Annotated in this window: 10 protein-coding genes; 8 read left to right on the top strand and 2 right to left on the bottom strand. The window is 70.9% G+C overall.

What is annotated here, in order from left to right:
• Positions 1-52: 52 nt before the first annotated feature.
• Entirely contained in the window at positions 53-1,819 is a 1,767-nt protein-coding gene (locus tag ACFXC1_RS12415) for a phosphatidylglycerol lysyltransferase domain-containing protein (RefSeq protein ID WP_381241949.1), read from the top strand.
• Positions 1,816-2,478 (top strand): hypothetical protein, encoded by a 663-nt coding sequence (locus ACFXC1_RS12410; protein WP_381241947.1) that lies wholly within the window; start codon positions 1,816-1,818, stop codon positions 2,476-2,478. The genes ACFXC1_RS12415 and ACFXC1_RS12410 overlap by 4 nt, the downstream gene beginning before the upstream one ends.
• 220 nt (positions 2,479-2,698) lie before the next feature.
• Here ACFXC1_RS12410 and ACFXC1_RS12405 read toward each other — a convergent pair whose 3' ends face one another.
• The gene (locus ACFXC1_RS12405) at positions 2,699-3,466 is read right to left on the bottom strand and encodes a hypothetical protein (protein ID WP_381241946.1); all 768 of its coding nucleotides are present in this window, start codon (positions 3,464-3,466) and stop codon (positions 2,699-2,701) included.
• Between the two features lie 60 nt (positions 3,467-3,526).
• On the opposite strand from ACFXC1_RS12405, the gene ACFXC1_RS12400 reads away from it, so the two are divergent.
• Positions 3,527-4,312, top strand: coding sequence for an adenosylcobinamide-GDP ribazoletransferase (locus ACFXC1_RS12400; RefSeq protein ID WP_381241945.1), 786 nt, complete (start codon positions 3,527-3,529; stop codon positions 4,310-4,312).
• 85 nt (positions 4,313-4,397) lie between these two features.
• On the opposite strand, the gene ACFXC1_RS12395 is transcribed toward ACFXC1_RS12400, so the two are convergent.
• On the bottom strand, positions 4,398-5,192 hold the full coding sequence (locus ACFXC1_RS12395; RefSeq protein ID WP_381241943.1) for an endo alpha-1,4 polygalactosaminidase: 795 nt from the start codon (positions 5,190-5,192) through the stop codon (positions 4,398-4,400).
• A 246-nt stretch (positions 5,193-5,438) separates the two neighbouring features.
• Between ACFXC1_RS12395 and ACFXC1_RS12390 the strand changes: the two genes are divergently transcribed.
• From ACFXC1_RS12390 to aceE, 5 genes are all read left to right on the top strand, one after another.
• Positions 5,439-6,956, top strand: coding sequence for a leucyl aminopeptidase (locus ACFXC1_RS12390; protein WP_381241942.1), 1,518 nt, complete (start codon positions 5,439-5,441; stop codon positions 6,954-6,956).
• A gap of 303 nt (positions 6,957-7,259) precedes the next feature.
• Positions 7,260-8,648 carry a dihydrolipoyl dehydrogenase gene (gene lpdA / locus ACFXC1_RS12385; RefSeq protein ID WP_381241940.1) on the top strand — a complete coding sequence of 463 codons (1,389 nt, stop codon included), beginning with the start codon at positions 7,260-7,262 and terminating at the stop codon, positions 8,646-8,648.
• A gap of 57 nt (positions 8,649-8,705) precedes the next feature.
• Positions 8,706-10,526 carry a 2-oxoglutarate dehydrogenase, E2 component, dihydrolipoamide succinyltransferase gene (gene sucB / locus ACFXC1_RS12380; RefSeq protein ID WP_381241939.1) on the top strand — a complete coding sequence of 607 codons (1,821 nt, stop codon included), beginning with the start codon at positions 8,706-8,708 and terminating at the stop codon, positions 10,524-10,526.
• Positions 10,527-11,023: 497 nt separating this feature from the next.
• Positions 11,024-11,647 carry a GntR family transcriptional regulator gene (locus ACFXC1_RS12375; protein ID WP_362984919.1) on the top strand — a complete coding sequence of 208 codons (624 nt, stop codon included), beginning with the start codon at positions 11,024-11,026 and terminating at the stop codon, positions 11,645-11,647.
• A 298-nt stretch (positions 11,648-11,945) separates the two neighbouring features.
• On the top strand, positions 11,946-14,648 hold the full coding sequence (gene aceE / locus ACFXC1_RS12370) for a pyruvate dehydrogenase (acetyl-transferring), homodimeric type (RefSeq protein WP_381241938.1): 2,703 nt from the start codon (positions 11,946-11,948) through the stop codon (positions 14,646-14,648).
• The last annotated feature ends 129 nt before the right edge of the window (positions 14,649-14,777 follow it).

The following is a 14,777-nucleotide window of genomic DNA, read 5'->3' as shown; positions in this document are numbered from 1 at the left end:
CGGCGACGGAAAAGAAACGTTCGCCGCAACAACACCCATATGATCCTCCTTCATGGGAGATGTCCGGGTCGGGCCCGTTCAAGAACGTCACAGCACAGGCGCCTCGCGGCGGGCAGCGGCCTTCGCCGTCTGGTATCTGCGGGCCGTCGCGTTCATCAACTTCCTCAGCGCGGCGTGGGTTTCGCTGGGGCAGGACGTACGACGGCACAACCAGGAGAACTTCTTCACGCCGTATCTGCTGACGGCCGGTTTCGCGTCCGGGGTGTTCACGGCGTTCCTCGCCATCACCATGCGGCGCCGCAAACGCGCCGCGTGGATTCTGAACCTGGTGGTCAGCGGGCTGTTCCTGGCGCTGTTCGGGTTCGCGATGTCGTTCCAGGAGATCCGCCAGTACGTGCAGAACTGGATCTCCCTGGGCCTGACCGCCGCCTTCGTCGCCGCGCTGCTGGTGGGGCGCCGGGAGTTCTACGCCAAGGGCGACCGGTCCAACCCCCGGCTCGCCGCCGTCGTGGCCGTCGGCGGCACACTGGCCGCCTCGCTGCTGGCCGGGCTGCTGGTGACGGTCACCAACCAGGCGCACGACGCGTCCCGTTCGACGTTCCTGGAGCGCTGGCACTACGGCGCGTTCCGGCTGGTCACGATCGACGCCCCGGAGAACCGCTTCCCCGGGATCTGGACCCCGAACTGGGTCAATGTCGCCATCAACGTGCTCAGCACCGTCCTGGTCCTCGCGGTCTTCTACGCCGCCTTCCGCTCCCGGCGCGCCGTCGACCCGCTCACCGAGGACGACGAGAAGAAGCTGCGGGCGCTGCTGGAGCGGCAGGGCGAGCGGGACTCCCTCGGGTACTTCGCGCTGCGCCGGGAGAAGAGCGTGGTGTGGTCGCCGACCGGCAAGGCGGCCGTGGCCTACCGGGTCGTGGGCGGGGTGTCGCTGGCCTCCGGCGACCCGATCGGCGACCCCGAGGCCTGGCCCGGCGCGATCGAGCCCTGGCTCGCGGAAGCCCGCGTTCACGGATGGATTCCGGCCGTCATGGGCGCGAGCGAGGAGGCCGGCACCGTCTACGCGCGGCACGGGCTCGACGCCCTCGAACTCGGTGACGAAGCTCTCGTCGAGGTCGCCGACTTCACCCTTGAGGGCCGCGCCATGCGGACCGTGCGGCAGGCCTACAACCGGGTGAAGCGCGCCGGTTACACGGTCCGCATCCGTCGCCACGAGGACATTCCGGGCGAGGAGATGGCGTACCTGCTGAAGCGGGCCGACGACTGGCGGGACGGGGCCACCGAGCGCGGCTTCAGCATGGCGCTGGGGCGGCTCGGGGACCCCGACGACGGGCAGTGCGTGATGCTCGAATGCACGGACGGGGAGGGCGAGTTGAGGGCGGTGCTGTCCTTCGTGCCGTGGGGCCCGCACGGGCTGTCCCTCGACCTCATGCGGCGGGACCGCGACTCCGACAACGGCCTCATGGAGTTCATGGTGATCGAACTCCTCCGTCGCGCCCAGGAAATCGGAATCACCCAGGTATCGCTCAACTTCGCCATGTTCCGTTCGGTCTTCGAAAGGGGGGCGCGGATCGGCGCCGGACCGGTGCTGCGGCTGTGGAGGTCACTCCTCAGCTTCTTCTCCCGGTGGTGGCAGATCGAGTCGCTGTACCGCGCCAACGCCAAGTACCGGCCCATCTGGGAACCCCGGTTCCTGCTCTTCGAGAAGAGCGCGGACCTGCTGCGCATCGGCCTCGCGTCGGCGCGCGCGGAGGGGTTTTTGGAGGCGCCGGGACTGCCGAAGTGGCTGCACCGCAAGCACCTGGAGACGCACAGATGAACCGCCTCGCCCGCTGGGCCCGCGCCGAATGGGGACTGCTCTACGTCACCGTGCGCGAGCCACTGCTGAAGCAGCGCCGGCGGGCGATCCCGATGACGATCGGGGCGGTGTTGCTGACGGCGGCACTGCAGTTCGTGCAGAACCAGTCCTGGGGCTACCAGTTCGTGCAGGACGCGGGCGCGGTACGGGCCGAGGACCCACTCTGGCTGGCCCTCCTGCGCACCCCGCTCTCCCTCTTCGTCCCGGCTCTGGACCTCCCGGTGTGGGGCGCGCTGGCCCAGATCCTCTTCGTCTTCGGCATCGCGGAGATCTGTATCGGCCGCTGGCGCACCCTGGTCATCGCCTACACCGCGACCCTCGCCGGCACGCTCTACGCCCGCCTCGGCATCTGGCTCGGCTTCGACAACCCGTTCGGGCTGCCCAGCTCGGACAAGTGGGTCGTCGACACGGGCCCTTCGGCGGCGGTGGTCGGCCTCGCCGTGTTCGTCGCGTGGCGCTACGGCGCGTACGCGACGGCGCTCGCGGTGACCGGCGCGATGGCCATCGAGGTGATGCTCAAGGGCAACCTCGCCGGCAAGGAACACCTGGCGGCGATCATCGCCGTAGGGCTGCTGTGCCTGGCTTCGGCACTACGGCACCGGCGGCTGCGCGTGCGGTAGGGGGGCGGGGTTCGGTCACCGGTGGTGGGTGACCGGGGCTGCACAGCGGGGCGCGGTCACCGGACATGAGCGGCCGGGGCTGTGCGGCGGGGCGCGGTCACCGGACATGAGCGGCCGGGGCTGTGCGGCGGGGCGCGGTCACCGGAGGTGAGCGGCCGGGGCTGTGCGGCGGGGCGCGGTCACCGGAGGTGAGCGGCCGGGGCTGTGCGGCGGGGCGCGGTCACCGCCGACCGGGGATTCGTACCGGCTCCGGGTCCGGCTTCCCCCCGATCCAGTCCTGGAAGGCGCGGCGCGGGCCCGCCCAGCGGCGGTCGTGGTGGTAGGCGCGGAGGGTGGAACGGGCCCGGGCCCGATGGCGGCGCTTGCGGTAGAAGCGCTTGGCCCAGGGGGAACCCGGGCGGGCCAGCCGGATCGCGCCGACGAGGGCGACCAGCGGGACGAGGATGCCGAAGACCGCCGTGCGGGCCTTGCCCTTGCTCAGGGCGATGAGGGAGAAGAGGAAGTTGACCCCGACGCTGACGATCACGCCGGCACGGTCGTGGAGTTCGGCGGCGGAGAGGTCGTTGACCCCGAAGGGCGAGAAACCGGCGAGGACGAAGCCGACCAGGGCCGCCGTGAGCACCACCGCCTCGACGCTCTTGCGGCCCGCCTCGGTCCAGTACACGTCGTCGAGATAGAGGATCAGCGCGAACTCGTCCAGCACCAGGCCCGCGCCGATCCCGAAGACGATCGCGAACAGGGCCGACCCGACGCCGTAGCGCGTACTGGCCACCGCGCCGAAGCCGCCGAGCACGGAGAGGACCACGCCCGGGACGACGTGGTGGATGTGCACGTCGCCCGCCTTGATGTTGCCGAAGGGGCCCTTGCCGGCGCGGATCAGCCGGGTGATGACACGGGTGATGACGAACGTCAGGACGAAGGCGGTCAGCGCGAGGAGCAGGGGCAGTTTGCCCGGCTCGACGATGTTGCGGTGCAGCCAATGTCCCATATGTGCACTTTAACGATGGCCGCCGGTACCGCTCCCCGGACCGCCGGGTAACCTGCGCCGGTGTCCAAGACCCCGCCTCTCGACAGCCTCCGCTTCGCGTTCGGCACCCTGACTGTTCTCCCGGTCGGGGTCACCCGCTGGGACCGGGAGGCCGCGCGCGCCGGGATGATGGCCGCGCCGCTCGTCGGGGTGGTCGTCGGCGGGTGTGCGGCCGGGCTCGGGCTGTTGCTGCTGTTCCTCGGCGCGGGCGCGCTGCTCGCGGCTGTCGCCACGGTTGCCGTGCCCGCCGTTCTCACCCGGGGGCTCCATCTGGACGGGCTTGCGGACACTGCGGATGGGTTGGGCAGCGGGAAGCCCGCGGAGGACGCGCTGCGGATCATGAAGCAGTCGGACATCGGGCCGTTCGGGGTGCTCAGCCTTGTCTTCGTCCTGCTGGCTCAGGTGGCTGTGCTGGCGCAGCTCTACGGCGACTCGTGGGTGCGGGGGGCGGCCGCGGCGATCGTTTCCGCGGTCGCTGCGCGGCTTGCGTTGACCTGGGCCGCCCGTGCGGGGGTGCCGGCGGCTCGGCCGGAGGGGCTGGGGGCCGCGGTTGCGGGGGTTGTGCCGGTGGGAGGTGCGGTGGCTGTGACCTTGTCCTACTTGGTGATCTCTGCGGCGCTCGGGCCGTTCTTCGGAGGGCAGGGGAGGGTGCGGGGGGTTGTTGCGGTTGTCGTGGCGCTGATCGTGGCCGAGCTCCTGCTCCGGCACTGCAGGCGTCGGTTCGGTGGGGTCACGGGGGACGTGTTCGGGGGGCTTGCGGAGACTGCTGCGACTGCTGCGCTTGTGGTGCTTGCGCTGGGTGGGTGAGTACGGGTGCGTTGGGGCTGGGCGCGCAGTTCCCCGCGCCCCTGGGTGGGCTGCCCTCAAGTGTTTTTGACAGGACCCGAGTTGCTTAACAGGCCTTGCGCCAGGCTCCCAGTTCGTACTTCTTCTCCAGTGAACTCAGCTTCAGGCGGCGGGAGTTCGCGCAGAACTTTGTGGTCGGGAGTTCGTACTCGACGTGGAAGACCGCCTTGTTCGCCTTGATGAAGGGGGTCAGGGTGTCGCATTCGCCGTACTGGGCGCACTGTTCGTTGACCGCGAAGTCGAAGTCGCTCACCAGGGCGGGGATTTGGTCGAGGTCGTTCTTGAGGCCGACCGCCATTCCACGGTCGTGGGCCATCTTTGCGATGAGGCGGTTGTAACGGAGTTGGTCGGCGGCCTTCAGGGGGAAGCCGGTGTCGTTCCGGTAGCCGTCCATGTTGTCGGGCTCCACCGCGTCGAAGCCCTTCGCACGGCACATGTCGAGGCGGGTCGCCATCAGGGGTTCGAGGACGGCTGTACGGCGGATGTCCAGCCAGCGTTCGCCCTTCCAGCCGTTGCCCTTGCCCAGGACCGACTTGGGGAACTTCTTCGCGTCGGGGCGGAAGTCCTCCCAGGCGCCGGTGGAGATGTAGCAGATGACCTTGCGGCCCTTGTCGTGCAGCGCGGTCACCGTGGCCCTGGACTGGTCGAAGCCGTCGATGTCGTAGACCGGGACGTCGACGGAGGTGTCCAGGCGTCCGCTGAGCTGCCACTGCCAGGCCACACCCGGGCGGGGCTGCCACCGTTTCGCCGCCTCCGGCTTGTCGTCGGGGGTGGCGGTGCAGGCCGCGAGGAGCAGGAGGAGGAGCGGGAGCAGGGGGAACAGCGCGGTGGGGCGTCTCACGGGACGGGCTCCAGGGTGTGGGGCGGGGACCCCAAGGATGATCTCCCATGTCCGGTACCGCGCCGCACACCGAGGCCCCCGCGCGAACGCCCCGTCGCGCACACGCGCGTAGGCTCCGTTCTGGGCCGTCACCAGCCCCCTCTGTCCACCGCCGCCGCAGGTCGGAAATAGGGTCGGCTGTCGGGCCCGGTCGACCCACCCCGTTCGACCACGGAAACTTCACACCGGAAGCGAGAATTCACCACTGTGACTGCTCTCACTCTCAGCACCGCCGCGGCGCCCGGCCTGCGGGCCGACGCGATCGTGATCGGTGTCGGCAAGGGCGGCAAGGGCCCGGTCGTCGCACCGGGCGCCGACGCCGTGGACAAGGCGTACGACGGCAGGCTCGCCGGCGTCCTGGAGACCCTGGGCGCCTCCGGTGCCGAAGGCGAGATCACGAAGCTGCCCGCCCCGGCCGGCTTCAAGGCGCCGCTCGTGCTCGCGGTGGGCCTCGGCGCCGAGCCCAAGGACGGCGACGCGTACGACGCCGAGGCGCTGCGCCGGGCCGCCGGTGTCGCCGCCCGCGCCCTGACCGGTGCCAAGAAGGCCGCCTTCGCGCTGCCCCTCGCCGACGCGGCCGACGCCGGCGCGATCGCCGAGGGCGCGCTGCTCGGCGCGTACTCCTTCGACGCGTACAAGGACAACGGCAAGGACGCCAAGGGCAAGGGCCCGCTCGGCGAGGTCGCCCTGCTCGGCGGCAAGCCGCGCGACAAGGAGTACAAGGCGGCCGTAGAACGCGCGCTGGCGGTCACCGAGGAGCTGAACCGCGCCCGCGACCTCATCAACACCCCGCCGAACGACCTCGACCCCGAGGCCTTCGCCGCCGTCGCGCAGACCGCGGCGAAGGAGCACGGCATCAAGGTCGAGGTGCTCGACGAGAAGGCCCTGGAGAAGGGCGGCTACGGCGGCATCCTCGGCGTCGGCGCCGGTTCCGCGGCCGGTCCGCGCCTGGTGAAGCTGTCGTACACGCACGCCGACGCCACCAAGCACCTCGCGTTCGTCGGCAAGGGCATCACCTACGACTCGGGCGGCATCTCGCTCAAGCCCGCCGGGCACAACGAGACGATGAAGTGCGACATGAGCGGTGCGGCGGCGGTCTTCGCCGCCGTGGTCGCCGCCGCGCGGCTGGGACTCGAGGTCAACGTCACCGGCTGGCTGGCGCTCGCCGAGAACATGCCGTCCGGTTCCGCGACCCGTCCCGGTGACGTGCTGCGCATGTACAGCGGCAAGACCGTCGAGGTCCTCAACACCGACGCCGAGGGTCGGCTCGTCCTCGCGGACGCGCTGTGGGCTGCGTCTGCGGAGAAGCCGGACGCGATCGTGGACGTGGCGACGCTGACCGGGGCGATGGTCCTGGCTCTCGGGAGCCGGACCTTCGGTGTCATGGCGAACGACGACGCGTTCCGCGCGGCGATCGTCGACGCGGCGGAGGAGGTCGGTGAGCCGTCGTGGCCGATGCCGCTGCCGGAGCACCTGCGCAAGGGGATGGACTCCCCGACCGCCGACATCGCGAACATGGGTGAGCGGATGGGCGGCGGGCTGGTCGCGGGGCTGTTCCTGCGCGAGTTCGTGGGCGAGGGGATCACCTGGGCGCATCTCGACATCGCCGGGCCCGCGTTCAACGAGGCCGGGCCGTTCGGTTACACGCCCAAGGGTGGGACCGGGTCCGCTGTGCGGACGCTGGTGCGGCTTGCGGAGCTGACCGCGGCGGGGGATCTGGGCTGAGGTTCGCCCAGTAGCTCGATGCCTTTAGGTGCGTGGGCGACTGCGGGCCGGTTGTGGCCGGTCGCGCAGTTTCCCGCGCCCCTAGGGGGTCGCACCCAGGTGTCTCACCAATTCACCGTCTCTCATGTGAGCGTGTGGTGTCTCACACCCCGGCCCGGCGTCTCGTTGGGCCCCGACAAGTGCGAAGATGGGGCTCGGCAGGACAGGGCCCCCACCACAGGGCCGAAGAAAGAGCGGCCGGACACCAGCCGCCGCCCGGTCACTGACGACCGGCGTACGGCGCACATGCATGGAGGACGTGACGTGGCGAACGACGCCAGCACCGTTTTCGACCTAGTGATCCTCGGCGGTGGTAGTGGCGGTTACGCCGCGGCGCTGCGCGGGGCCCAGCTGGGACTGGACGTCGCCCTGATCGAGAAGGACAAGGTCGGCGGCACCTGCCTGCACCGGGGATGCATCCCCACCAAGGCTCTGCTCCACGCGGGCGAGATCGCCGACCAGGCCCGCGAGAGCGAGCAGTTCGGCGTCAAGGCCACCTTCGAGGGCATCGACGTACCGGCCGTCCACAAGTACAAGGACGGCGTCATCTCCGGCCTGTACAAGGGGCTGCAGGGTCTGATCGCGTCCCGCAAGGTGCACTACATCGAGGGTGAGGGCAGGCTCTCCTCCCCCACCTCCGTCGATGTGAACGGCCAGCGCATCCAGGGCCGCCACGTCCTGCTGGCGACCGGCTCCGTGCCGAAGTCGCTGCCGGGCCTGGAGATCGACGGCAACCGGATCATCTCCTCGGACCACGCCCTCGTCCTGGACCGCGTGCCGCAGTCCGCGATCATCCTGGGCGGCGGTGTCATCGGCGTGGAGTTCGCCTCCGCGTGGAAGTCCTTCGGCTCCGACGTGACGATCATCGAGGGCCTCAAGCACCTCGCCCCTCTCGAGGACGAGAACTCCTCCAAGCTTCTTGAGCGCGCGTTCCGCAAGCGCGGCATCAAGTTCAACCTGGGCACCTTCTTCTCCAAGGCCGAGTACACCGAGTCCGGCGTCAAGGTCACCCTCGCCGACGGCAAGGAGTTCGAGGCCGAGCTGCTGCTCGTCGCCGTCGGCCGCGGCCCCGTCTCCGCCGGTCTCGGCTACGAGGAGCAGGGCGTCGCGATGGACCGCGGCTACGTCCTGGTCGACGAGTACATGCGGACGAACGTCCCGACCATCTCCGCCGTCGGCGACCTCGTCCCCACGCTCCAGCTCGCGCACGTCGGCTTCGCCGAGGGCATCCTGGTGGCGGAGCGGCTGGCCGGTCTGAAGGCCGTCCCGATCGACTACGACGGTGTCCCCCGGGTGACCTACTGCCACCCCGAGGTCGCCTCCGTGGGCATCACCGAGGCCAAGGCCAAGGAGATCTACGGCGCGGACAAGGTCGTCGCTCTGAAGTACAACCTCGCGGGCAACGGCAAGAGCAAGATCCTCAACACCTCCGGCGAGATCAAGCTCGTCCAGGTGAAGGACGGTGCCGTGGTCGGCGTCCACATGGTCGGCGACCGCATGGGCGAGCAGGTCGGCGAAGCCCAGCTGATCTACAACTGGGAAGCGCTGCCCGCCGAGGTCGCGCAGCTCATCCACGCCCACCCGACGCAGAACGAGGCGCTCGGCGAGGCCCACCTGGCGCTGGCCGGCAAGCCTCTCCACTCCCACGACTGACCCCCTCGGTCGGACGACGACACAGACTTCCGCAATTCGTAAGGAGCAACCGAAACCATGGCGGTTTCCGTAACCCTTCCGGCGCTCGGTGAAAGCGTCACCGAGGGCACTGTCACCCGCTGGCTGAAGGCCGAGGGCGAGCGAGTAGAGGCCGACGAGCCGCTGCTCGAGGTGTCGACCGACAAGGTCGACACCGAGATCCCCTCGCCGGTCGCCGGTGTCCTGGCCTCCATCAAGGTGGCCGAGGACGAGACCGTCGAGGTCGGCGCCGAGCTGGCCGTGATCGACGACGGCACCGGCGCCCCCGCCGCTGCCCCGGCCCCGGCGGCCGAGCCCGTGGCGGCTCCGGCCCCCGCTGCCGCTCCGGCTCCGGTCGCCGAGGCCCCCGCGGCTCCGGCGCCCGCCCCGGCCGCGCCCGCCCCCGCTGCCGCCGCTCCGGCGGCCGGCGCCTCCGGTACCGACGTCGTGCTGCCCGCACTGGGCGAGTCGGTCACCGAGGGCACCGTCACCCGCTGGCTGAAGCAGGTCGGCGAGGAGGTCGCCGAGGACGAGCCCCTCCTCGAGGTCTCCACCGACAAGGTCGACACCGAGATCCCCTCGCCGGTCGCCGGCGTGCTGCTGGAGATCCTGGTCGGCGAGGACGAGACCGCCGAGGTCGGCGCCAAGCTCGCCGTCGTCGGCGCCGCGGGTGCCGCTCCGGCGGCTGCCCCCGCTCCCGCCGCTCCGGCACCGGCGCCCGCCGCCGCTGCCCCGGCTCCGGCGGCTCCGGCCCCCGCGCCGGTCGCACCCCCGGCCCCGGCCCCCGCCCCGGCTCCGGCGCCCGCTCCGGTCGCCGCGGCTCCGGTCGCCCCCGCCGCCCCGGCCCCCGCGCCGGTCGCGGCTCCGGCTCCGGTGGCCCCGGCCGCTCCGGCGCCCGCCGCCGCGCAGGCCACGGACGACGGCGCCTACGTGACCCCGCTGGTGCGCAAGCTCGCCGCCGAGAACGGCGTCGACCTGTCCACCGTCAAGGGCACCGGCGTCGGCGGCCGTATCCGCAAGCAGGACGTCCTCGCCGCCGCCGAGGCCGCGAAGGCGGCAGCCGCTGCTCCGGCCCCGGCCGCCGCAGCCGCTCCGGCCGCCGTCGCGGCGAAGAAGACGCCGACCCTGGAGGCCTCTCCCCTCCGCGGCCAGACCGTGAAGATGCCCCGCATCCGCAAGGTCATCGGCGACAACATGGTCAAGGCGCTGCACGAGCAGGCGCAGCTGTCCTCGGTCGTCGAGGTCGACGTCACGCGGCTGATGCGCCTGCGTGCCCAGGCCAAGGACTCCTTCGCCGCGCGCGAGGGCGTCAAGCTCTCCCCGATGCCGTTCTTCGTCAAGGCGGCGGCCCAGGCGCTGAAGGCCCACCCGGCCATCAACGCCCGGATCAACGTCGAAGAGGGCACGATCACCTACTTCGACACCGAGAGCGTCGGTATCGCGGTGGACTCCGAGAAGGGCCTGATGACCCCGGTCATCAAGCACGCGGGCGACCTGAACATCGCCGGTATCGCCAAGGCCACCGCCGAGCTCGCGGGCAAGGTCCGGGCGAACAAGATCACCCCGGACGAGCTGTCCGGCGCGACCTTCACCATCTCCAACACCGGTTCGCGCGGCGCGCTCTTCGACACGATCATCGTGCCGCCGAACCAGGTCGCGATCCTCGGCATCGGCGCCACGGTCAAGCGCCCGGCCGTCATCGAGACGGAGGAGGGCACGGTCATCGGCGTCCGCGACATGACGTACCTGACCCTCTCCTACGACCACCGCCTGGTGGACGGCGCCGACGCGGCCCGTTACCTGACGGCCGTCAAGGCGATCCTGGAGGCGGGCGAGTTCGAGGTCGAGCTCGGCCTGTAACCCACCTCGCTCGTACGGCGCCCCCGTTCCGGAACCTTCCGGGCGGGGGCGCCCTGCGTTTCCCGGCCCCACGGCACGTCGTACGCCGCCCGGTATCCGGGCGTACGATCCCGTCGTGTGCCGGCGCCGCTGTCGCCGCCGGGCCGGGCGCACAGCCGGCCCCGACCGACTCGGCCCGGCTCCAGGGCGCCGTCCGGTCTCACGAAGACACGGTGCCGCCGGAACCGGGATGCCGGCCATGATCCGTAGCCGCGCGATGCCCGTCGGGCCGCACGCCGGAGTGAGCGCCGGTCGACAGCCGGTCACCGCCATCAGCCCGGGCCACCGCCCCGAACTCCCCGGTTCATCGCGCCCCCGACACCCCGCACGACGACCGCACCACCCGCCCCACCAGCGTGTAAGTCTCGTCTCACCTGCATGAAAGCGCCCCCGTGCGCCCCTCCCGAGCGGGCGTGCGGCCTTATTGTCTAAACGTCAAACGCCCTTAAGGAGCTCTCATGACCGCGCCCGTCGTCCACTCGCTGCGCGAACAGATCCGCGAGCACATCGTGGAGGGGATCGTCAGCGGCCGCTGGAAGCCGGGCGAGCGGATCGTGGAGCGGCGGATCGCGACCGAACTGGAGGTCAGCCAGACGCCGGTGCGGGAGGCGTTGCGCGAGCTGGAGTCGCTGCGGCTGATCGAGTCGGCGCCGAACAAGGGCGTACGGGTACGGAATCTGACGGCGGCCGACCTGGAGGAGAGCTACCCGGTGCGGGCCGGCCTGGAGGCGATCGCGGCGGAGCTGGCGGCCGAGAAGCTGGCCGAGGACTGCTCGGCGCTCGAACCGCATGTCGCCGCCCTGTACGAGGCGGACCGCGAGGCGGACGGGACGGGCCAGGTGCGGCACACGGTGGGCTTCCACCGGGAGCTGGTGCGGGCGGCCGGCAACTCGGTGCTGCTGCACACCTGGGAGGGCCTCGGTATCGAGGTGTTCACGGCGCTGTCGATCCGTTGGCTGGGGACGGTGCAGCAGTCGTACGCGGAGGAGCACGAGGAGTTGGTGGCCGCGTTCCGGCGCCGGGATCCGCGGATCGCGGAGCTGGTGAAGGCGCACGTTCTGGGCTGCGCCCCGCGACCGTGACGCAGCCGAGCGCAGCCATGCTCACCTGCGAAAACTCTCCGGAAAACGGCCAAAAACACGGCACCCGGTGCCCCCGCAAAAGGCACGCCGTGCCGACTTTCTCGTAATCAAGATATTTTGCCCGGGAACCTTTGATCGATCATCGATCAGGGAGTTACAGTCACCGACGGGCCCGCGGCGGAAGCCGCAAAGTGTCACAGCACAAGGGCCCGCCGCCCTGTCCTGCCAAAGACCAAGGGCACCCCCGAAAACCCCTTGCCGACGAGGGAACCCCCCTTCGACTGAGGAAGGCGGCGTTATGACCGACCCCTACGCCATCCAGCCGAGCGAGCTCGACCAGCTCCCGGACCGCGACCCCGAGGAGACCGCCGAATGGCAGGCCTCCCTGGACGCCGTCGCGAAGGCTGCCGGCCCGCACCGCGCCGCGTATCTGATGCGCCGCACGCTGGAGCGCGCGGAGGGCAACGGCATCGCGCTGCCCAAGCTCCTCGAGACCGACTACGTCAACACCATCCCGACCGCCGCCGAACCGGCCGCGCCCGGTGACGAGGCGCTGGAGCGCCGGATCACCGCGTGGAACCGCTGGAACGCGGCGGCCATGGTGACCCGGGGCGCGAAACACGGCGTCGGCGGCCACATCGCCACCTTCGCCTCGGCGGCCTGGCTGTACGAGACCGGCTTCAACCACTTCTTCAAGGGCAAGGAGGCGGACGGCTCCGGCGACCAGCTGTACATCCAGGGCCACGCCTCCCCCGGCATCTACGCCCGCGCCTTCCTCGACGGCCGCCTCACCGAGGCGCACCTCGACAACTTCCGCCAGGAAGCCGGCGGCAACGGCCTCCCGTCGTACCCGCACCCGCGCCGGCTGCCCTGGCTGTGGGAGTTCCCGACGGTGTCGATGGGCCTCGGCCCGCTCTCCGCGATCTACCAGGCACGCTTCAACCGCTACCTCACCGCGCGCGGCATCAAGGACGTCTCCGAGTCCCACGTCTGGGCCTTCCTCGGCGACGGCGAGATGGACGAGCCCGAGTCGACGGCGGCACTCGCACTCGCCTCCCGCGAGGGTCTGGACAACCTGACCTTCGTCATCAACTGCAACCTCCAGCGCCTCGACGGCCCGGTCCGCGCGAACTTCAAGATCGTGCAGGAGCTGGAGGCCCAGTTCCGGGGCGCCGGCTGGAACGTCGTCAAGTCGCTGTGGGGCAACGCCTGGGACGAGCTGTTCCAGCTCGACACCACGGGCGCGCTCGTGCGCCGCCTGCGCGAGGTACCCGACGCGCAGGTGCAGACGTACCAGACCCGCGACGCGGCCTACATCCGCGAGGACTTCTTCGGCAAGGACCCGGCGCTCGTCGAGCTCGCGAAGCTGCTCAGCGACGACAAGATCCTCGAGTGTTTCCACCTCTCCCGCGGCGGCCACGAGTCCCGCAAGGTGTACGCGGCCTACAAGGCGGCCCTGGACCACAAGGGCGGCCCGACCGTCATCCTGGCCCAGACCGTCAAGGGCCACACGCTGGGCGAGGGCTTCGCGTCGAAGAACGCCAACCACCAGATGAAGAAGCTGTCGACGGACGAGTTCAAGCAGATGCGTGATCTGCTCGAACTCCCCATCAAGGACAGCGACTTCATCGACGGGGTCGTTCCCTACGGCCACCCCGGCGCCGACTCCCCCGAGGTCCGCTACCTCCAGGAGCGCCGCGCGGCCCTCGGCGGTCCGGCCCCGGCCCGCCGTACGCACGCCATCGCTCCGCTGCCCTCCGCTTCGGAGAAGGCGTTCGCGTCCTTCGACAAGGGCTCGGGCAGCCAGAACGTGGCGACGACGATGGCCTTCGTCCGACTGGTCAAGGACCTGGTCCGCGACAAGGAGACGGGCAAGCGCTGGGTGCCGATCGTCCCCGACGAGGCGCGCACGTTCGGCATGGAGAGCCTGTTCCCGTCCCTCGGGATCTACTCCCCCAAGGGCCAGACGTACGAGCCCGTCGACCGCGACCAGCTCATGTACTACAAGGAAGCCAAGAACGGCCAGATCCTCAACGAGGGGATCACCGAGGCCGGTTCGATGGCCGACTTCATCGCCGCGTCGACGTCGTACGCGACGCACGGCGAAGCGATGATCCCCTTCTACATCTTCTACTCGATGTTCGGCTGGCAGCGCACGGCCGACCAGATGTGGCAGCTCGGCGACCAGCTCGGCCGCGGCTTCCTCGTCGGCGCGACGGCCGGCCGTACGACCCTGACGGGCGAGGGCCTCCAGCACGCGGACGGTCACTCGCCGGTGATCGCGGCGACGAACCCGGCGGCGCTGTCGTACGACCCGGCGTTCGCGTACGAGGTCGCGGCGATCGTGAAGGACGGCATCCGCCGGATGTACGGCGAGGCCGCGCCCGGCGAGGACCCGAACGTCTTCTACTACCTCACCGTCTACAACGAGCCGATCCCGCAGCCCGCCAAGCCGGCCGGACTCGGCATCGACGAGGGCATCGTCAAGGGCCTGTACCGCTTCAACACGGCGGAATCGGCGGGGCTTTCGCCCGCGGCCAACGCGGCGCGCATTCAGCTTCTCGGTTCCGGTACGGCGATCCACTGGGCGCTGAAGGCGCAGCAGCTGCTCGCCGAGGACTGGGGTGTCGCGGCCGACGTGTGGTCGGCGACGTCCTGGACCGAGCTGCGGCGGGACGCGCTGGAGGCGGACGCGGCGCTGCTGCGGGGCGAGGAGCGGGTGCCGTACGTGCGGCAGGCGCTGCACGGTGCGGAGGGCCCGGTGCTCGCGGTCTCCGACTACATGCGGCAGGTTCCCGACCAGATCGCGCAGTGGGTCGAGCAGGACTACTCCTCGCTGGGCGCGGACGGCTTCGGTCTCTCCGACACCCGTGACGCGGCCCGCCGTTACTTCGGCGTCGACGCGGAGTCGATCGTGGTGGCGGCGCTGGCGCAGCTGGCGCGGCGCGGGGAAGTAAAGGCGACGGCGGTGAAGGAGGCGCGGGAGCGCTACGGGCTGTAGGGGTTTTTCGCCCCCGCCGCCCCTACCCGTCCCGTCCCCGGGGGCTGCCGCCCCCAGCCCCCCCCCCCGGGGGGGGGGGGGCCCCGCGCCCCCCCCAGCGCCCGCGCACCGCCGGAGGGGGGGGGGGGC

The organism is Streptomyces hokutonensis (assembly GCF_042751305.1).
Classification (GTDB): Bacteria; Actinomycetota; Actinomycetes; order Streptomycetales; family Streptomycetaceae; genus Streptomyces; species Streptomyces hokutonensis_A.
Note: the sequence above shows the minus strand (reverse complement) of the source record. Positions and strands in the feature narration are given on the sequence as shown.